19 protein-coding genes are annotated in these 19,756 nt (G+C 56.9%); 14 read left to right on the plus strand and 5 right to left on the minus strand.

Translation table 11 applies throughout. The annotated features are described in order from the left end of the window. Positions 1–136 precede the first annotated feature (136 nt). From serC to ABJ99_RS08895, 12 genes are all read left to right on the plus strand, one after another. Positions 137–1,222, plus strand: a complete 1,086-nt coding sequence (gene serC, locus ABJ99_RS08840; RefSeq protein ID WP_054085496.1) for a 3-phosphoserine/phosphohydroxythreonine transaminase — start codon at positions 137–139, stop codon at positions 1,220–1,222. Beyond that, the gene (gene pheA, locus ABJ99_RS08845) at positions 1,222–2,316 is read left to right on the plus strand and encodes a prephenate dehydratase (protein ID WP_007251444.1); all 1,095 of its coding nucleotides are present in this window, start codon (positions 1,222–1,224) and stop codon (positions 2,314–2,316) included. The genes serC and pheA overlap by 1 nt, the downstream gene beginning before the upstream one ends. 57 nt (positions 2,317–2,373) lie before the next feature. Continuing rightward, positions 2,374–3,978 (plus strand): prephenate dehydrogenase/arogenate dehydrogenase family protein, encoded by a 1,605-nt coding sequence (locus tag ABJ99_RS08850; protein ID WP_054085497.1) that lies wholly within the window; start codon positions 2,374–2,376, stop codon positions 3,976–3,978. After that, a complete protein-coding gene (gene cmk, locus ABJ99_RS08855; RefSeq protein WP_054085498.1) occupies positions 3,975–4,664 on the plus strand; it encodes a (d)CMP kinase in 690 nt (229 codons plus the stop codon). Before ABJ99_RS08850 ends, cmk begins: the two co-directional genes overlap by 4 nt. Before the next feature lie 121 nt (positions 4,665–4,785). Then, the gene (gene rpsA / locus ABJ99_RS08860) at positions 4,786–6,477 is read left to right on the plus strand and encodes a 30S ribosomal protein S1 (protein WP_002554562.1); all 1,692 of its coding nucleotides are present in this window, start codon (positions 4,786–4,788) and stop codon (positions 6,475–6,477) included. A 215-nt stretch (positions 6,478–6,692) separates the two neighbouring features. Then, a complete protein-coding gene (gene ihfB / locus ABJ99_RS08865) occupies positions 6,693–6,989 on the plus strand; it encodes an integration host factor subunit beta (RefSeq protein WP_003218804.1) in 297 nt (98 codons plus the stop codon). 24 nt (positions 6,990–7,013) lie between these two features. Beyond that, positions 7,014–7,256, plus strand: coding sequence for a lipopolysaccharide assembly protein LapA domain-containing protein (locus ABJ99_RS08870; RefSeq protein WP_054085499.1), 243 nt, complete (start codon positions 7,014–7,016; stop codon positions 7,254–7,256). A gap of 404 nt (positions 7,257–7,660) precedes the next feature. Further along, positions 7,661–9,088, plus strand: a complete 1,428-nt coding sequence (locus ABJ99_RS08875) for an MBL fold metallo-hydrolase RNA specificity domain-containing protein (protein WP_054085500.1) — start codon at positions 7,661–7,663, stop codon at positions 9,086–9,088. A gap of 201 nt (positions 9,089–9,289) precedes the next feature. Next, positions 9,290–10,294 carry a UDP-glucose 4-epimerase family protein gene (locus ABJ99_RS08880; protein ID WP_054085501.1) on the plus strand — a complete coding sequence of 335 codons (1,005 nt, stop codon included), beginning with the start codon at positions 9,290–9,292 and terminating at the stop codon, positions 10,292–10,294. After that, entirely contained in the window at positions 10,287–11,303 is a 1,017-nt protein-coding gene (locus ABJ99_RS08885; RefSeq protein ID WP_054085502.1) for an MraY family glycosyltransferase, read from the plus strand. Before ABJ99_RS08880 ends, ABJ99_RS08885 begins: the two co-directional genes overlap by 8 nt. 97 nt (positions 11,304–11,400) lie before the next feature. After that, positions 11,401–13,404 carry a polysaccharide biosynthesis protein gene (locus tag ABJ99_RS08890; protein ID WP_054085503.1) on the plus strand — a complete coding sequence of 668 codons (2,004 nt, stop codon included), beginning with the start codon at positions 11,401–11,403 and terminating at the stop codon, positions 13,402–13,404. A 148-nt stretch (positions 13,405–13,552) separates the two neighbouring features. After that, the gene (locus tag ABJ99_RS08895) at positions 13,553–13,882 is read left to right on the plus strand and encodes a ComEA family DNA-binding protein (protein ID WP_054085504.1); all 330 of its coding nucleotides are present in this window, start codon (positions 13,553–13,555) and stop codon (positions 13,880–13,882) included. 101 nt (positions 13,883–13,983) lie between these two features. Here ABJ99_RS08895 and ABJ99_RS08900 read toward each other — a convergent pair whose 3' ends face one another. Together ABJ99_RS08900 and ABJ99_RS08905 are read right to left on the minus strand one after the other, a co-directional pair. Then, the gene (locus tag ABJ99_RS08900) at positions 13,984–14,553 is read right to left on the minus strand and encodes a TetR/AcrR family transcriptional regulator (RefSeq protein ID WP_054085505.1); all 570 of its coding nucleotides are present in this window, start codon (positions 14,551–14,553) and stop codon (positions 13,984–13,986) included. 73 nt (positions 14,554–14,626) lie between these two features. Next, entirely contained in the window at positions 14,627–15,466 is an 840-nt protein-coding gene (locus ABJ99_RS08905) for a TlpA disulfide reductase family protein (RefSeq protein ID WP_054085506.1), read from the minus strand. Positions 15,467–15,865: 399 nt separating this feature from the next. Between ABJ99_RS08905 and ABJ99_RS08915 the strand changes: the two genes are divergently transcribed. Next, complete coding sequence (locus ABJ99_RS08915) at positions 15,866–17,143, plus strand: aromatic amino acid transport family protein (protein ID WP_054085508.1); 1,278 nt, start codon at positions 15,866–15,868, stop codon at positions 17,141–17,143. A gap of 66 nt (positions 17,144–17,209) precedes the next feature. Here ABJ99_RS08915 and ABJ99_RS08920 read toward each other — a convergent pair whose 3' ends face one another. The 3 genes from ABJ99_RS08920 to ABJ99_RS08930 all read right to left on the minus strand — a co-directional run bounded on the left by ABJ99_RS08920 (position 17,210) and on the right by ABJ99_RS08930 (position 18,424). Then, the gene (locus ABJ99_RS08920; protein WP_007251432.1) at positions 17,210–17,416 is read right to left on the minus strand and encodes a hypothetical protein; all 207 of its coding nucleotides are present in this window, start codon (positions 17,414–17,416) and stop codon (positions 17,210–17,212) included. Positions 17,417–17,539: 123 nt separating this feature from the next. Beyond that, positions 17,540–18,022 carry a GreA/GreB family elongation factor gene (locus ABJ99_RS08925; RefSeq protein ID WP_054085509.1) on the minus strand — a complete coding sequence of 161 codons (483 nt, stop codon included), beginning with the start codon at positions 18,020–18,022 and terminating at the stop codon, positions 17,540–17,542. 3 nt (positions 18,023–18,025) lie between these two features. After that, entirely contained in the window at positions 18,026–18,424 is a 399-nt protein-coding gene (locus ABJ99_RS08930; protein ID WP_054085510.1) for a hypothetical protein, read from the minus strand. A 154-nt stretch (positions 18,425–18,578) separates the two neighbouring features. Here ABJ99_RS08930 and earP point away from each other — a divergent pair, with 154 nt between their 5' ends. After that, a complete protein-coding gene (earP, locus tag ABJ99_RS08935) occupies positions 18,579–19,715 on the plus strand; it encodes an elongation factor P maturation arginine rhamnosyltransferase EarP (RefSeq protein WP_054085511.1) in 1,137 nt (378 codons plus the stop codon). The last annotated feature ends 41 nt before the right edge of the window (positions 19,716–19,756 follow it).

Raw genomic sequence — 19,756 nt, forward strand, 5'->3', positions numbered from 1 at the left:
CATCGCAGGCAAGTCCAGCCCTTGCGGCATTCGGCCAGCCTGAGCCGGATCAGAATTCCCGTAACGAGCTTTCAGCTCGTGATGCAGCATCCAGAAACAAGCACGTACAGCCCCAACGTATTTGACGAGAGTGGATATGAGCAAGCGAGCCTTTAACTTCTGCGCAGGTCCTGCTGCGCTTCCTGAAGCTGTTCTGCTGCGTGCCCAGGCGGAGCTCCTCGACTGGCATGGCAAAGGCCTGTCCGTCATGGAGATGAGCCATCGCAGCGACGAGTTCGTCTCCATCGCCACCAAGGCCGAGCAGGATTTTCGCGATCTGCTGTCCATTCCCTCCAATTACAAAGTGCTGTTCCTGCAAGGCGGCGCCAGTCAGCAGTTCGCACAAATCGCGCTGAACCTGCTGCCCGAAGACGGCAAGGCCGATTACATCGATACCGGCATCTGGTCGCAGAAGGCAATCGAGGAAGCCTCGCGCTATGGCACGGTCAACGTCGCAGCCAGCGCCAAGGCCTACGATTACTTCGCCATTCCCGGCCAGAACGAGTGGAAGCTGTCCAGCGACGCTGCCTACGTTCACTACGCACCAAACGAAACCATTGGTGGCCTGGAATTCAACTGGATTCCGCAAACCGGTGACGTGCCGTTGGTGGCCGACATGTCTTCGGACATTCTTTCGCGTCCGGTGGACATCTCGCGTTTCGGCATGATCTACGCCGGTGCGCAGAAGAATATCGGCCCGAGCGGCGTCGTGGTGGTGATCATTCGCGAGGACCTGCTGGGTCGCGCGCGTTCGCTATGCCCGACCATGCTCAATTACAAGGTCGCGGCCGACAACGGCTCGATGTACAACACGCCGCCGACGCTGGCCTGGTATCTGTCCGGGCTGGTCTTCGAATGGCTCAAAGAGCAGGGCGGCGTCGAGGCCATCGGCAAACTGAATGACATCAAGCAGCGCACGCTGTATGACTTCATCGACGCCAGCGGGCTGTACAGCAACCCGATCAACAAGCCCGACCGCTCGTGGATGAACGTCCCGTTCCGTCTGGCCGACGCCCGCCTCGACAAGCCGTTTCTGGCGGGGGCCGAGGCGAACGGTCTGCTCAACCTGAAAGGTCACCGCTCGGTCGGTGGCATGCGCGCGTCCATCTATAATGCGGTCGATCTCAACGCGGTCAACGCGTTGGTGACCTACATGAAAGACTTCGAGAAGGAGCACGGCTGATGTCCGAGCAAGAACTCAAGGCGCTTCGCGTCCGTATCGACAGCCTCGATGAAAAGGTCCTGGAGCTGATCAGTGAGCGCGCCCGCTGCGCTCAGGAAGTGGCCCGTGTAAAAATGTCCTCGCTGGCAGAAGGCGAGGTGCCGGTGTTCTATCGCCCGGAGCGTGAAGCGGCGGTCCTCAAGCGGGTCATGGAGCGTAACCGTGGTCCGTTGAGCAACGAAGAGATGGCGCGGCTGTTCCGCGAGATCATGTCTTCCTGCCTCGCCCTTGAACAACCGCTCAAGGTTGCCTATCTCGGTCCTGAAGGCACGTTTACCCAAGCGGCGGCCATGAAGCATTTCGGGCATGCGGTCATCAGTTTGCCGATGGCGGCCATCGACGAGGTGTTCCGTGAAGTGGTTGCCGGTGCAGTGAATTTTGGCGTGGTCCCGGTGGAAAATTCCACCGAAGGCGCGGTCAATCACACGCTGGACAGCTTTCTCGAACACGACATGGTGATCTGCGGCGAAGTCGAGCTGCGTATTCACCACCACTTGCTGGTGGGCGAAAGCACCAAGACGCAAAGTATTTCGCGTATCTACTCCCACGCCCAGTCGCTGGCCCAGTGCCGCAAGTGGCTGGACGCGCACTACCCGAATGTCGAGCGGGTTGCTGTGGCCAGCAACGCCGAAGCCGCCAAGCGGGTCAAGGGCGAATGGAACTCGGCGGCCATCGCCGGTGACATGGCGGCGGGGCTCTATGGTCTGACCCGTCTGGCAGAAAAAATCGAGGACCGTCCGGATAACTCGACGCGCTTCCTTATCATTGGCAATCAGGAAGTCCCGCCCACCGGTGATGATAAAACGTCGATCATTGTCTCGATGAGCAACAAACCGGGCGCGCTTCATGAGCTGCTGGTGCCCTTCCACGAAAGTGGCCTGGACCTGACGCGTATCGAGACCCGTCCGTCGCGCAGCGGTAAATGGACCTACGTGTTCTTCATCGACTTCGTCGGACATCATCAGGATCCCCTGGTCAAGGCCGTACTGGAGAAGATCAGCCATGAAGCCGTTGCCTTGAAGGTGCTGGGTTCTTACCCCAAAGCAGTCCTTTGAAGGGAGCATTAATGAGCGATTCCTTTTCTGATCTGCCGGGTTATCAGGTGCGTGCGCGTGGTTGAAGTGATTTCAGGGCGATCGGCCCGGCCCGTTATCGGCCGTCTGGTGGTGGTGGGGCTCGGCCTGATCGGCGGGTCTTTTGCCAAAGGCGTTCGCGAGAGCGGTCTGTGTAGCGAGGTGGTCGGCGTCGATCTTGATCCGCAATCGCGTGTGTTGGCGGTAGAGCTGGGCGTTGTGGATCGTTGTGAAGCGGACCTTGCTGCCGCGTGCAGCGGTGCCGATGTGATTCAGCTGGCAGTCCCGATACTGGCGATGGAAAAACTCCTCGGGCTGCTGGCGTCCATGGAGCTTGGCAATGCGATTCTGACCGATGTCGGCAGTGCCAAAGGCAATGTGGTCCGGGCGGCGCGCCTGGCGTTTGGCGACGTGCTGCCGCGTTTCGTGCCCGGGCATCCGATTGCCGGGTCCGAGCAGAGCGGGGTGGAAGCGTCCAATGCCGCGTTGTTCCGGCGTCACAAGGTGATCCTTACACCGCTGCCCGAAACCGACCCTCAGGCTGTCGCGATTGTCCACCAGCTGTGGGCTGCGCTGGGTGCCGATGTCGAGCACATGCAGGTCGAGCGTCACGACGAAGTGCTGGCTGCCACCAGTCATCTGCCGCATTTGCTGGCCTTCGGCCTGGTCGATTCGCTGGCCAAGCGTAACGAGAACCTCGAAATATTCAGGTACGCCGCTGGCGGCTTTCGTGATTTCACGCGGATTGCAGGCAGCGACCCGACCATGTGGCACGACATCTTCATGGCTAATCGCGAGGCGGTGTTGCGCACGCTGGACACGTTCCGCAGCGATCTGGACGCCTTGCGCGATGCTGTAGATGCAGGCGATGGTCCGCAATTGCTGGAAGTGTTTACCCGTGCCAGGGCTGCACGCGAACATTTCGGCCGGATTCTTGCCAGTCGCGCCCGAGTCGAAACCACTGCTGTGGACGGTCCGGTTGCCCGGGTTCGCGCCGGAGATGGCGTCAGCCATGCCATCAAAGGGCCGGTCGATGAGGCTTCTGCAGTGTTTTTCATGGTCGCAGTGTCGATCAGCGAAGGCTGCGACCTGCTTCTCGACGATGTCGGTATCAGCGCTGCCTGTGCGGGTGCCGTCGATATTCTGCGCCTCATGGGGGCGGATATCGTGCTGCAAAACGTCCGCGAACGGGCGGGCGAATCATTGGCCGATGTGCATGTGCGTTCGGCTCGTTTGAAGGGCGCGGATATTCCAGAGGCGCTGGTGCCGATTGCACTGGATATGTTTCCGGTGCTGCTGGTTGCCGCAGCGTTCGCAGAAGGGCGTACCATTCTGCGCGGAGCACAAGCGTTGCAGGCTGAAGAGGCTGAGTGCGTCAAACTGATGGCCGACGGTCTGCTGGCCCTTGGCATCGATGTCGAACAGGTGCTGGATGGCATCATTATTCAAGGCGGTATGCCGGGGGGCGGCGAGATCGATGCTCGCGGCGACCCGCGTGTCGTCATGGCATTTCGAGTGGCATCATTACGGGCTTCGGCGCCCATCCGTATTCACGATTGCGCGGATGCCGCCACAGTATTTCCCCATTTTCTGGCGCTGTGCGCTCAAGTCGGTATGCGTGTAGCGCAAGAGGACAAAAAGTGAAGATCAAACCCCCCGTTATCACCATCGACGGACCTAGCGGTTCCGGAAAAGGCACGGTTGCAGGATTGCTGGCCAGACGGCTGGGCTGGTGCCTGCTTGATTCCGGTGCGCTCTACCGATTGCTGGCCTTCGCCGCACGTAATCACGGCGTCGACCTGACTAATGAAGAAGCGCTCAAACTGCTTGCCGCCCATCTGGATGTTCAGTTCGAGGCGACGAAAGGCGGGCAGGGCCAGCGCATCATTCTTGAGGGTGAGGATGTGACGCAGGCGATCCGCAATGAGCAGATCGGCAGCGGCGCTTCGCAAGTCGCGTCCCTGCCTGCAGTGCGCGACGCCCTGCTGCTGCGCCAGCGCGCCTTCCAGGAAGAGCCGGGGCTGGTTGCGGATGGACGCGACATGGGAACGGTGGTTTTTCCGGAAGCGCCATTGAAGATATTCCTCACTGCGAGTGCCGAGGAACGTGCGCGCCGCCGTTACTTGCAGTTGAAGGCCAAAGGCGATGATGTTAGTCTGTCGAGTCTGCTAGATGAGATATGTGCACGCGACGAGCGTGACACCCAGCGAGCGGTAGCGCCGCTCAAGCCGGCGCACGACGCCATACAGCTGGATTCCACTGAGTTGTCCATCGAGCAGGTGCTGGAACGCATTCTGAGCGAAATCGCGCTTCGCGATATTGCCGGGTGACGAAGAAGCATGCGGGAGACCAGTCATAGTCCTGCACGCTTTCTTTTACTTGAACGAAACCCACGTTGTCTGGAGCGTGGCAGATGGGCGTATCCTTCGCCCTTGATCAACAGGAATTAAAATGAGCGAAAGCTTTGCAGAACTTTTTGAAGAAAGCCTAAAGACCCTCAACCTTCAGGCCGGTTCGATCATCACCGCGATCATCGTGGATATCGACTACCAGGCAGGTTGGGTTACGGTTCACGCCGGTCTGAAATCTGAAGGCCTCATCCCGCTGGAACAGTTTCACAACGACGCTGGCGAGCTGACCATCAAGATCGGTGATGAAGTTCACGTTGCGCTGGACGCGGTCGAAGATGGCTTTGGCGAAACCAAGCTGTCCCGCGAAAAAGCCAAGCGTGCCGAGTGCTGGATCGTTCTGGAAGCGGCTTTCGCAGCTGAAGAAGTGGTCAAGGGCGTTATCAACGGTAAGGTTAAAGGCGGCTTCACTGTCGACGTTAACGGCATCCGTGCGTTCCTGCCTGGTTCTCTGGTTGACGTCCGCCCTGTGCGTGACACGACTCACCTGGAAGGCAAAGAGCTCGAGTTCAAGGTCATCAAGCTGGACCAGAAGCGCAACAACGTTGTCGTTTCCCGTCGCAGTGTCCTGGAAGCCGAGAACAGTGCCGAGCGCGAAGCTCTGCTCGAGTCCCTGCAGGAAGGTCAGCAAGTCAAAGGTATCGTCAAGAACCTCACCGATTACGGCGCATTCGTCGATCTGGGTGGCGTCGATGGCCTGCTGCACATTACCGACATGGCCTGGAAGCGTATCAAGCATCCATCGGAAATCGTCAACGTCGGCGATGAGATCGATGTAAAGGTTCTGAAGTACGATCGCGAGCGCAATCGTGTTTCCCTGGGCCTGAAGCAACTGGGTGAAGACCCATGGGTTGCTATCAAGGCTCGTTACCCGGAAAGCACCCGCGTTACCGCGCGTGTTACCAACCTGACCGACTACGGCTGCTTTGCAGAGCTGGAAGAAGGCGTGGAAGGCCTGGTACACGTTTCCGAAATGGACTGGACCAACAAGAACATCCACCCGTCGAAAGTCGTTCAGGTTGGCGACGAAGTGGAAGTCATGGTTCTGGACATCGACGAAGAGCGTCGTCGTATCTCCCTCGGCATCAAACAGTGCAAATCCAACCCATGGGAAGATTTTTCTGGCCAGTTCAACAAGGGCGATAAAATCTCCGGCACCATCAAGTCGATCACCGATTTCGGTATCTTCATTGGTCTGGACGGCGGCATCGACGGTCTGGTTCACCTGTCCGACATCTCCTGGAACGAAGTGGGCGAAGAAGCCGTACGTCGCTTCAAGAAGGGCGACGAGCTCGACACCGTGATCCTGTCGGTTGATCCTGAGCGTGAGCGTATCTCGCTGGGTATCAAGCAGCTGGAAAGCGATCCGTTCTCCGAGTACGTCACTGTCAATGACAAGGGCGCTATCGTTCGCGGTATCGTTAAAGAAGTTGACGCCAAAGGCGCCATCATCACCTTGGCCGACGACATCGAAGCGACCCTCAAGGCTTCCGAAATCAGCCGTGACCGCGTTGAAGACGCGCGTAACGTTCTGAAGGAAGGCGAAGAGATCGAAGCCAAGATCATCAGCGTTGATCGCAAGAGCCGCGTAATCAGCTTGTCCATCAAGTCGAAAGACGTTGAAGACGAGAAAGAAGCAATCCAGAGCCTGCGTAGCAAGCCTGAAGTTGCTGAAAGCACTGGTCCTACCACCATTGGTGACCTGCTGCGCGCGCAAATGGAAAAACAGAACTAAGTTCTGCTTGACCAGAAAAAGGGCGACTTCGGTCGCCCTTTTTCATGCCCGCTGTTCCGGCTTTTCGAGCCCGTTGCTCTGTCACCCGCCTGCAATATGTTTATGCCTGGTTGACAATGCTAAACATAAGTCAATACATGGGCTGTTCAAATTCTTCCGGTCATGCTAAAACCTTCGGAGCGCTGATCTAGCTGCTTGAAAAAGAAGGGAAAAATATGACGAAGTCGGAGTTGATCGAACGAATTGTCACCCATCAAGGGCTGCTCTCATCCAAGGATGTCGAGCTGGCCATCAAGACCATGCTTGAACAAATGTCCCAGTGCCTGGCCACCGGTGACCGGATAGAAATTCGCGGGTTTGGCAGCTTTTCCCTGCATTATCGGGCGCCGCGAGTAGGGCGTAACCCCAAGACCGGCCAGTCAGTCAGCCTCGATGGCAAGTTTGTCCCGCATTTCAAGCCGGGCAAGGAGCTGCGAGACAGGGTCAACGAGGATGAAGAAGAGGGCGTTTGACGCCGTCAATCACAGGATCACCCGATGCGTATTTTTAAAAAAGTCATTCTTTCTGTAGCTGTGTTGCTGGTTGCTTTGGCGACCCTGGTGTTTGTGCTTGAAAACAGGCAGTCCGTTTCCATGAATTTCTTTGGCTGGTCTGCGCCCGATCTTCCGCTGGCGCTGCCCGTCGTCCTTGCTTTGCTTCTGGGCATGCTCATCGGCCCGGTGTTCGCCTGGATAGCCAGCTTGCGTAAAAGGCGCACGTCGACCGCTCGCTCGGTCTGAGTTGCCTAGGCAAGCCTCGTCGGATGCACATCCGGCGAAATGATACCTCGTCCCCTTTTTTCTCTCCTCTGGGACCCTCGCGTAAAGCGCGGCTATCGGGTCCTGCGCAGCCTGTCTCCGGGCATTATCCAAAAACAGTATATTTTTGTAAGGTTATTCGCTGCTTAGTTGAATAGCGGTTACCTTTTTGTGTAGGAATGTTCGCTTTTTAAACTGGTGTCGCCATTTTAAAGATCACTCCGGTTATATTCTTTTCGCAATGTTGATAGCGCTGGTTTCAACTGTCTTTTGTCAGATCTGGAAAGCAAGCATTTCGAGCCTGAAATGTATCGAAACATGTGCTCCGGGCCTGATGGTGGAAAGTGCCAGGCGACAACTCCAGATCGGCGAAATAAGGGAACTGCATGTATTATCCGGATATCATTCATCATGGCGCAATCGATACGGTCACAGGCTCGAGTCATCAACTGTGCATGGATGCGTTCAGCAACCTGCTGATCGATTGCGGCTCGGTACAGGAACGAACCGGGCAGGCAGAGGCCAGCTCATTCACGTTCGTCCCCGAGTCGATCAGCGCGCTGCTGATCACTCACGTACACAATGACCATGTCGGGCGTATTCCCGAGCTGCTGGCTTCGGGCTACACGGGGCCTATTCTATGCAGCGAGCCCAGTGCCCACCTGCTGCCGCTTGTCATGGAAGACATCCTTAAAAACCAGTTGGGGCATGATCCGCTGCTGGCCGGGCAAACCTTGAAGGACATCAACAAGCGCATTATCGCCTTGCCATTCGACAACTGGTTCAGTCTGGTCGATAACGAAGCGCTGCGGTGCAAGGTTCGGCTGCAGCGCGCGGGGCATATCCTGGGTTCGGCTTATATAGAGTGCGAGTTGTACTATCCGCTGGAAGAGCGTTCCGTGCGGGTGGTTTTTTCCGGCGACCTGGGCGCGAGCGAGACGCCTTTTCTGCCAGCTCCCAAGCCACCCGAGCGCGCTGATATCCTGATTCTGGAAAGCACCTATGGTGACCGTCTCCACGAGGATCGTGGCATTCGTCAGCAAACCCTTGAGCAAATCATCGACAAGGCGCTGGAAGATCAAGGTACCGTTCTGATACCGGCGTTCAGCATCGGGCGCACCCAGGAATTGCTCTACGAGCTGGAAGATATTCTACGTCGCAAGGCGCTATTGGCTACTTCCGCCGAGAGCGTAGGTGACGCAGGCCCGGCGGACTGGTCGCGGTTGCCAGTCATCCTCGATTCGCCGTTGGCGAAGCGCTTTACAGGGGTCTATCAGTCTTTCGAAGACTACTGGGATGACGATGCTCGTGAACGCATCGACGAGGGCAGGGCACCGTTGGGCTTCGCTCAACTGGTCACTGTCGACACGCATGAAGAGCACATCCGTACTGTCAATTACCTCGCCAGCACGGCGCGGCCCGCTATCGTGATTGCCGGTAACGGCATGTGTGCCGGAGGCAGGATCGTCAACTACCTGAAAGCCATGCTGGGCGACAGTCGGCATAACGTAGTGTTTGTCGGTTATCAGGGCAAGGAAACACCTGGCGCTGCCATTCAGGCTCACGGTCCGCTGGGTGGCTACGTGGAGCTTGATCGAGAGCGTTATGACATTCGTGCCGGTGTCCATACGGTCAAGGGGTATTCGGCCCATGCCGATCAGGCAGGCCTGGTCGAGTTCGTGACCGGCATGAGCGAATGGCCAGGGCAGATCCGCCTTGTACATGGCGAGGCCGGGGCGAAGAAGGCATTGGGAAGTGTTCTGGCGCGCAAATATATGCTTGAAAAGCGCATCGTGGATCTGATCATTCCCTGATAGCCAATGCCGTTGAAGTGGCTCTTTAACATGAATCACTTCAACGGCGACAGTTGAATCCCGCTTTGCCGAGTGTCTATATAAGATCGTTTCGATGGAGAAGCCTGTGTGTCCAAAAAAGTTGTCTGATAAATAGAAAATATTTTAGTTGTCAAAAAGCGTTACATGAGGAATATTTGATTGATTTGAAGGCGCTTCTGTATGAGTGTTGCATTGGTTGCGATAACAGGTGCGACGGGTTTTGTAGGGCGTGCGGTAGTTCGCCATTTGCTCGACAAGACTGACCATTCTGTCCGGGTTGCTGTCAGGGGGGCATATGCGTCACCTGCGGATCGCGTCGAAAGTGTGCAGGTGAGCTCACTTGCGCCGGATAACCAATGGGGGTCTTTTGTAACCGGCGCTGATGTGGTTATTCATTGCGCCGCCCGTGTGCATGTAGTGAGCGAGCACGCAGCTGAGCCGGATCAGGAGTACTTTCAGGTCAACGTTGCCGCCACACTCAACCTTGCAGAACAGGCTGCTGCTGCGGGCGTAGGGCGTTTCATATTTCTGAGCTCTATCAAAGCCAATGGAGAGCTAACGCTGCCGGATGCGCCTTTTCGGGCCGATGACCCGTGTGAGCCACTGGATGCTTATGGCGTCTCCAAGCAGAAAGCCGAAGAAGGGCTGCGTGAGCTGGCGGCCCGCACGGGCATGCAGGTGGTGATCATTCGCCCGGTTCTGGTTTACGGCCCGGGTGTGAAGGCCAACTTCATGAACATGATGCGCTGGCTGGACAGAGGCATACCCCTACCGCTGGGTGCGATTCACAATCGCCGAAGTCTGGTGGCAGTGGACAACCTCGCTGATCTCATCCTGGTCTGCGTTCATCACCCTGCTGCGGCGAATCAGACCTTTCTGGTCAGTGATGGGGACGATGTATCAACGACCCGGTTGCTGCAAGCAATGGGCAACGCGCTTGGCAGGCCTGCCCGATTGTTGCCGGTGCCTGTGGGAGTCTTGAAGGGCGCAGCGGCGCTGCTGGGGAAAAGAGCGTTTTCGCAGCGGTTGTGCAGCTCTTTGCAGGTCGATATCAGTAAAACCTGTACGATGCTGAACTGGCGTCCACCGGTGAGTATCGAGGAGGCCATGCGGGATACTGCTCGATATTATTCACGGTCTGAAAAGCCACGGTATGAACAGCTGGAACATGATAAGCATGATTGAGTGGCTGTCAGTAATCGCTATTGCGCTTCTGTCTCTGATTTTAACGTCGTTGTTGCGCAAGTATGCCTTGGCCAAAAGTCTGATCGACCTGCCGAACGCGCGCAGCTCGCATTCGATACCCACGCCACGAGGCGGCGGTGTTTCGATTGTCATTGCCTTTCTGCTGGCGATATCGATGCTTGCCTGGGCCGGTCAGGTGTCGATAGCGACACTGGTGGCCATCGTCGGGTCTGCAGGTCTGGTCGCATTGATCGGCTTCATGGACGATCATGGCCATATCGCTGCACGCTGGCGTCTGTTGGGGCATTTCGTTGCTGCTGGATGGGCACTCGCCTGGCTGGGCGGGCTGGCACCGCTGAATATCCTGGGATGGACCTTTGCACCCGGCCTGATCGGACAGATTCTCGCGGCGTTTTATCTGGTGTGGATGCTGAACCTTTACAACTTCATGGACGGTATCGACGGTATCGCCAGCGTCGAAGCCGTCACCGTATGTGCAGGCATGAGTCTGATTTACGTTCTGGCAGGTTTTGCCGGGCTGGCGTGGAGCCCTTTGCTTCTGGCTGCGGCTGTCGCCGGTTTTCTTTACTGGAATTTCCCGCCCGCGCGAATATTCATGGGGGATGCCGGCAGCGGGTTTCTCGGGCTGGTCCTGGGTGTGCTATCCGTTCAGGCATCCTGGGCGTCATCTCAGCTATTCTGGTCCTGGTTGATTCTGCTGGGCGTCTTTATCGTCGATGCTACCGTGACGCTTGGTCGTCGCCTGATGCGCGGGGAAAGGGTCTATGAAGCCCATCGAAGCCATGCCTATCAGTTTGCTTCACGGCGCTACGGCAAGCATTGGCCCGTCACACTGGCTGTCGGCCTGATCAATCTGGTCTGGTTGCTGCCCGTGGCGATGTGGGTGGCGTTGAAGGGGGGAGATGGGCTGATATGGACGACCATTGCCTATATACCCCTTGTTTTACTGGCATTGAGGTTCAGTGCTGGCGGGGCAGAAAGGATGTAACGAAGCGATTTTCTGGTTGTCTCAGACACGTAGCTGTTTCACAGTCCGCTGTTTGAGTGGTGTTTCAGTCGGTGCATAACGGAGCATTAAACAATTGATGAGCAGGTTGCGAGCCAGATTGCTGGCTCTACCCCGCCGCAAGAAGCGCATCCTTCAGGTTGCTGCTGATGTGGTTCTTGTCTGGCTCGCCCTCTGGATGGCGTTCGTCGTGCGGCTGGGCATCGATGAGCTCGTCAACCCGCTGGAAAAGCACACCTGGCTTTTCATCAGTGCGCCGTGTGCCGCCATTCCGCTGTTCATCCGTTTCGGCATGTACCGCGCAGTCATGCGTTACTTCGGCAACGATGCCCTGATTGCGATCATCAAGGCCGTAACCATGGCCTCGTTGATTCTCGGCTGCCTGGTCTACGTCTACAGCAATCATCAGCAACTGGTCCCGCGCTCGGTCATCTTCAACTACTGGTGGTTGAGCATGGTGATGATTGGCGGTCTGCGCCTGGCGATGAGGCAGTACTTTCTGGGGGACTGGTTCGCGGCTGCCCAGCACGTGCCGTTCGCCAAAAGCAATAACGGTTTGCAGAAGGTGGCGATTTATGGCGCCGGGGCTGCGGGCAATCAGTTGGTCGCTGCACTGCGCATGGGGCGACTGATGCACCCGGTGGCGTTCATCGATGATGATGAATCTATCTCCAATCGAGTGATTTCCGGCCTTCAGGTCTACAAGCCGCGCAATATCCAGCGCATGATCGATACCACGGGAGCCCAGGAGATCCTGCTGGCGATTCCGTCTTCGTCGCGCGGCCGTCGTCGCGAGATACTCGGTTTTCTGGAAGGTTTTCCGCTCAAGGTACGAAGTGTTCCCGGGTTCATGGATCTGGCGGCAGGCAGGGTCAAGGTCGACGACCTGCAAGAAGTCGATATCGCCGACTTGCTGGGACGCGATTCCGTACCGGCGCGCGATAATCTGCTCGAGCACTGCATCAAGGGCAAGACCGTGCTGGTGACCGGCGCCGGTGGTTCGATCGGTGCTGAACTGTGCCGTCAGATTCTATTGCTGCAGCCTACCCAGTTGCTGTTGCTGGATCACAGTGAATTCAATCTTTACAACATTTTGTCCGAGCTCGAACACCGCTCGGCGCGTGAGTCACTCTCGGTCAAATTGCTGCCTATTCTCGGCTCGGTGCGCAATCATCCCAAGTTGCTGTCGATCATGAAAACCTGGAAAGTTGACACGGTTTACCATGCGGCGGCCTACAAACACGTACCGATGGTCGAGCACAACATTGCCGAAGGCGTGATCAACAATGTCGTGGGCACCCTCCATACGGCTCAGGCGGCGCTACAGGCCGGGGTCGCCAACTTCGTTCTGATCTCCACCGATAAGGCTGTCCGGCCAACCAATGTCATGGGCAGCACCAAGCGTCTGGCCGAACTCATCCTGCAGGCGCTGAGTCGCGAAGCGGCCCCGGTCATTTTTGGTGACAAGGCCAACGTCCATCAGGTCAACAAGACCCGCTTTACCATGGTTCGCTTCGGTAACGTACTGGGCTCATCGGGGTCGGTCATTCCACTTTTTCACAAGCAGATCCAGTCTGGCGGGCCGCTGACGGTGACCCATCCGAAGATCACCCGTTACTTCATGACCATCCCCGAAGCGGCTCAACTGGTCATTCAGGCAGGCTCGATGGGGCACGGCGGGGACGTGTTCGTTCTGGACATGGGCGAGCCGGTCAAGATTGTCGAGCTGGCCGAGAAGATGATTCACCTGTCAGGCCTGGCCATTCGTTCGGAAAAAAATCCGCAAGGCGACATATCCATCGAGTTTACCGGTTTGCGGCCTGGTGAGAAGCTCTACGAAGAGCTGTTGATTGGCGATAATGTCGTGGCCACCGAGCACCCGATGATCATGAGCGCAAGTGAAGATTTTCTGCCTTGGGATGTGTTGAAAGGTCGACTGAACAAACTGCTGGACGCCGTTGAGCGCGACGATTACAACAGTGTCCGCCAATTGTTGCGCGAAACAGTAAATGGCTATACGCCGGAAGGCGAAATTGTTGACTGGATGTATCAGGAACGCAGCGGTGAAAGTGATTCCTACTGAAAATCTGCGTGTTTTGCGAGTGTCGAAATACGCTGATTGATATGGACATACGTCGCAACGCAGCACTTCTTTTTTACCGGGACGCATTGGTCTAAGTTTCGGGCACAGCATGTGGAATGCTGCCTTGAACTGCTATGGAGCTTTAACTATGCGAACCACTTTCTTCAGCGCTCTGATCTTTGCCTTGCTCACCAGTGCTTCGGTTGCGGTAAATGCCGCCCCCGCGTCTCAGCCTCCAATGGAGACCGCAGCTAGCGCCGTTGTTCAGGAGCAGCGCAACGACAGGGTCAATCTGAATACGGCCGATGCATTGACCCTTCAGAAGGAGCTGGCCGGTATCGGCAAGAACAAAGCTGACGCCATTGTTGCCTACAGAGAAAGTAATGGCGAGTTCACGTCGGTGGATGAGTTGATTGAAGTAAAGGGAATAGGCAAAGCCATTCTGGAAAGGAATCGTGACAAGCTTGCCATTGACTGAAAGTTGTAACCTTTGAAAAGAAAGGCCGATCAATGATCGGCCTTTCTTTTATCCACCGTGGTGTAGAAAGTTATTCTGCAGTGCCTTCCGCTTCCACCGTATCAGTTTGCAGTTTTTCTGATCTCCTGTTTGAGATAGTCCTTGGTGGTATTCAGGATACGCTCTGACAGTTCCTCGTCGAACGCACTGCGCGACAGCACAAGACCGCCTACCAGGGTAGACAATATCGGCAGGCTTCTGGACTCGGAACCTGCCGCGGGAATGGTTTTATCAAACAGTTCGAGCAAATGAAGGATGATTTCATCTGTGACCTCGCTGGGTTGGTCGCGCTGCCCCAGTTCCAGGCATATGCTGGGCAGGGGGCATCCGCCATCAGGGGCGTCGCGGCTGGCTAGTGAGAGGTAGAGATCAATGAATTCACTGAGCGAGTCCGGTCTGGCAAAAACTTCGCTGGTGATTCCTTTTACCTCGTCGAGGGCGTGACTCATTGCCTGTTCGACCAGATCATCCTTGGATTTGAAATGCGCGTAGAAGCCACCGTGGGTCAAGCCGAGTGCTTTCATCAAAGGTTGCAAGCCGGTAGCACCAATGCCGTCGCGGCGAAAGCGCATAGACGCTTCCTTGACGATGCGTTGGTGGGTTTGGGCCTTATGATCGAGCGCGTAACGCATGCGCTGAGTCTCCAGAGATGACCAAAGTGTCAGCGCATTTATACATGGATAGATGAATCGATGCAGCAGGCTTTCACTCCTGATTGCCGCCTGAAACCGAATCCTGCGAACCAATTCCGCTTTGGGCGCCCAGGTAACGGGTCAGGCTGGCTCTGGACATTTCGCCGAGATGGCTGCCGGTCAAGTGTCCTTGCCGGGAGTAGAACAGCGTCGTGGGGAGCGCCACAGAGCCGACCTGCCGGGCAAACTCGCCGTCCGTGTCGAGCAGACTGTTGCGCAGTTCCAGGCCTTGGGCCGACAGATAGCGACTGACCGTATCGGCACTTTCGGCCTGATTGACGAACAGAAATACAACGTCCGTCCGCTCCCGCTGCATATCTCGCAGTACCGGCATTTCCCTTCTGCACGGCGGGCACCAGGTAGCCCACAGGTTGATGACCACTGGTTTGCCTTGGTAGTCAGAGATTCTGACGGGTTCGCCCTTTATGTCGCGCAGCGTTGTTTGCGGCAATGGCGTGCCTTGTTGATAGCTGCTCAGAATCAGGCTGCCCAACGTCCAGACAAACAGCCCGGTGCCCAGCCCGAATACCAGCGCGCGACGCCGCTGCGGGTGTCGCCAACCGAGAATCAACGCGCCCAGCACGGCACCGGCAATACCCGGCCAGACCAGAAAGCCACCGTCACGGATGTCCAGCATCTGCCACGGCGAGTCACTGTATTGAGGGAAATAGGCACCGACAAAGGCAATACGTGCCGTGAGAAGGCCAACAATGAACAGTCCGAATACGGCGGTCTTTTTTGGCTCGAGATGCCGTACGCATCGGCCTTCGACCAGTGTTGCCAGCACAAGGGCGGTCAGCAGCAGCACGTGCGTCACTGCGATGGCAAAGGGTCCTGCATTGATACTCAACATGTATTCCGGCTCTTGAAGGCGCTTTAGCTGATCTGCGCAGTGACCTGCGCAGCTGAAAACTCACTGGCCTGACGTGCGCGCGGCGATGGTATCGCCTGTCCCTTTTTATGCAAAACGCGCAACTGTGCCTGAATGTAAGGTGATTGATGGGCCTTCGATCAGCCGACCGCGTAAAAAACGCCTTGCGCACGACAAGAGGTCGATTGACCGCCAGGCCTTGCTCCAGAAGGCGTGCGCCACGGAAAGGCCCTACGGAATGACAACTATTGTCCTACAAGCCTTTGACTTCTGGCGCCAATCCCGGACAATCTCGCCCGCTGTTTTCGAGGGAGGTGCCGAGCTGCCGGCGTTTTTGACGCACTTCTCTTTTTGATAAACCGGCCACGGAGAGTCGACCGGATGAATGATCAGGCTAATGGCGTCGTAGAACGTCTGGACGTAGCTCCCGAGAGCATCGCCTCTTGGAACCGTAATGACACCACCTGGATGCTCGGATTATTCGGTACCGCCATTGGTGCAGGTACTCTGTTTTTGCCAATCAATGCAGGCATCGGGGGGTTCTGGCCTTTGATGGCCCTGGCGCTGCTGGCGTTTCCCATGACGTTTTATGCGCACCGTGGCCTGACTCGTTTCGTGCTGTCCGGCCGTGAAGGTGCCGATATAACGGAAGTGGTCGAGCAGCACTTCGGCAAGAGCGCCGGAGCGATGATCACCTTGCTGTATTTTTTCGCGATCTTCCCGATCCTGCTGATCTACAGCGTCGCTCTCACCAACACGGTGGGCAGCTTTCTAGAGCACCAGTTGCACATCGCGCCACCGCCGCGTGCACTGCTGGCTTTTGTGCTGATCATGGGCCTGCTGGCGCTTATTCGCTGCGGCGAGCGGTTCATCGTCAAGGCCATGAGCGTGATGGTGTATCCGTTTATCGTTGCATTGTTGTTTCTGGCCGTGTTTCTGATTCCGCACTGGACCGGCGGGATCCTCAGTACCGCAACCACCTTGCCTGAGCCCTCGGCGTTTTTGTCGACCCTTTGGCTGGCGATTCCGGTGATGGTGTTCTCTTTCAACCATGCGCCGATCATCTCGGCTTTTGCGGTCGATCAGAAACGCCAGTACGGCGAGCATGCCGAGGTGCGCAGTTCGCAGATTCTGGCCCGCGCCCATGTGTTGATGGTGGTGATGGTGCTGTTCTTCGTGTTCAGTTGCGTGCTGACCCTGTCACCCGCGCAACTGGCTGAAGCCAAGGCACAGAACATCTCGATCCTGTCCTATCTGGCCAACCACTTCAACAACCCGACCATCGCATTTGTCGCGCCGCTGATTGCGTTCGTGGCCATTTCCAAGTCATTTCTCGGCCACTACATTGGTGCCAGCGAAGGCTTGAAAGGGCTGGTTCTGAAATCCGGACGCCGTCCGCAGGCGAAAGCGCTGGACCGTATGACGGCGGCGTTCATGCTCGTGGTGTGCTGGGTGGTGGCGACGCTCGACCCAAGCATTCTGGGCATGATAGAGAACCTGGGCGGTCCGGTGATTTCGGTCTTGCTGTTTCTGATGCCGATGTATGCGATCTACAAGGTGCCTTCCATGCGCAAATATGCAGGCGCATGGTCCAACTATTTTGTGGTTGCTGCGGGTATGGTGGCGATCTCGGCACTGATTTTTTCGCTGACCCGTTGACCGCTTGAGTCATGCGAGCTGCGCCGGGGTGTCGGTGCAGCTCACGGTCAGCTCTACAATGCCCGGTCAGTCCACTGGCTCAGGATATAACGGCCTGGACAAATGCATGATGCTCGCATAATCGTAAACGTACTGCCGTCCTGCATGGCTGGTCGACCGAAGTTGGTCGATCAATTGTCGCTCTTTTTGGTTCAGGTACCTCAACGCCGGATCTTGACTGGACTTCAGGCGATCACGTTCATGGGCGTCAGGGAATGCTATGACGTTCGTCATGAAAAATCTCCTTGGTGTTAGTCCTTGCTCGCTTTGATGTAGCCCCTGTTGCAGTAGTTTTTAGCGACGGCCCACCTTACCCATAAAAACTTGGCGTGATCAACCCTGTAATTGCGGGCTGTGTCACAAGGCTTGTGTGATCACGTAGGATTGTCCGCTGCCATTGATGACAATCTGCACCTCATCGTTCTCGAGTTTGCCGAGCAGACTCTGCCCCAATGGCGCACGAGCGGTAATGACCGTGATCAATCGTTCATGGGTGAACACCTTCAGCCCGGCAGCGTCCGGGCCCAGAAACAGATGCTGCGTCTGCCCGTTTTCTGTTTCGACGACGACCAGATCACCGGTCTGAATGCCGCGCGATTCATCAAACGGCTTTAGTGACCAGCTGTGATAGTGCGCAAGCGATTGGCGTATCTCTTCGACCCTTCGCGCCTGGCCTGCAGCCAGATAAGATGCCTCCAGCCCCAGCGTGTCGTATTTGTTCTCGGCGATGTTTTCTTCGTGGGTGGCCGTTTCGTAAGCGGTCTGCGCTGCGCGTTGCGCAATGTCCAGATCGATTTTCAGCGTGTCGATGATCAATTGCAGTACGTCTTGCTTGTTCATGAGTTATCCGCAGAACTGATTGATGCTGGCACGGCTTTTTTCGCTGGGCGCAGTGCGGTCCTGCTGTAGCCAGAAGTCGCATTTCGAGCGGCTGAAGGTGCGCTGTTGCTGCTCCTCAACCTGTTCGCGAGCCTGCCGGGCCTCGCTTTCACGCAGGCTTTGCTCGTATTTGCGAAACATTTCGGTCTGCGGTTCGGCCACGTTCCCGGCCTTCTGTGCAGGCGGAGCGCTGAGTCGTGCGGCTGCCTGTTCCAGCGCCTGGGTCTGGGCCGGTGGCAGACTTTTGTAATACAGCAGGCCGGTCAGAAAGACAGCCATTGCACCCAGCCAGATGCCCAGTGCGATGCAGACAATCAGCTTCAATGACACATACAGGTCGCGACGGCGGGTGACGGATGACATGGCTGAACTCCTTCAGGGACAACAGATGCAATTGTGCCATGCCTGATGGCCGGGCATGAAAACGCTGACGCACGTATTTCCGGGTGGCAGGCTGGTGGCGAGCGGTCGTTTTGAACGACAATCCGCGTTTTGCCATCCAGACTCAGGGAGCAGGATGAAAGCCTCTTGGGATATTTTTTGCAGCGTAGTCGACAACTACGGTGACGCGGGCGTGACCTGGCGTCTGGCGCGGCAGCTGGTTGCCGAGCACGAGCTGAACGTGCGCTTGTGGATAGACGACTTGTACGCTTTTGCCCGGTTGTATCCGGACGCCGATCCACAGGCCCCCCAGCAGGTGCATGCTGGCGTGACGGTCTGTCACTGGCCTGCCGAATGGGTAGACACCGATATCCCGGATGTCGTCATCGAAGCGTTTGCCTGCCGGCTGCCGCCGCCTTATGTCGAATCGATGCTGCAACGTTCGCCCCGGCCTTTGTGGCTGAACCTTGATTACCTCAGTGCCGAAGACTGGGTGTCGGGTTGTCACGGTTTGCCTTCACCGCAATCCAACGGCCTGAAGAAGTTCTTCTTTTTCCCCGGTTTTCCGGAAACCACCGGTGGCCTGTTGCGTGAAAAGGATCTGATCGGCCGGCGACAGGCCTTTCAGCAAGACTGCGCCGCACAGCAGAATTTTTTGCGCGGACTGGGTGTCGAGCCCATGGCAGGCGCACGCCTGATGTCGGTATTTTCCTACGAAAATCCGGGGCTGGGCAGTTGGCTTTCATCACTGGCCAGCGACATCCGCACGACCCATCTGCTGGTGCCGGAAGGGCGCATTCTTGGCGATCTGCAGCGCTGGCTTGGGGTTGAGGAGACGCTGAAAAGCGGGGCGCTACAGGTGCGCGGCGCGCTGACGGTTCAGGTGTTGCCGTTCATCCGCCAGGAACATTACGACTTGTTGCTGTGGAGCTGCGATTTCAACGTGGTGCGCGGCGAAGATTCGTTCGTTCGCGCCCTGTGGGCCGCGCGGCCGATGCTCTGGCACATCTATCAGCAGGAAGACGACGCCCATCTGCCCAAGCTCGATGCATTTCTGAAGCTCTATCTGGACGGACTTTCGCCACTTGCCGGACAGGCTTTGCACCGGTTCTGGCACAGCTGGAATGCGGGCGGCGACCTGGCCAGTGACTGGCAGGTCATAGCGGATCACTGGCCGGAAATCGAAAAGCACGCCGAGCGCTGGTGTCTGCAACAGGCCTCACAGACTGATCTTGCCACGACGCTGGTACAGTTTTATGGAAATTCGCTATGATACGCGGCCTTGATATAAGGCTCTGTACGAAAAGTGCCTGC

The organism is Pseudomonas syringae pv. cilantro (assembly GCF_001293775.1).
GTDB classification, from domain to species: Bacteria; Pseudomonadota; Gammaproteobacteria; order Pseudomonadales; family Pseudomonadaceae; genus Aquipseudomonas; species Aquipseudomonas syringae_P.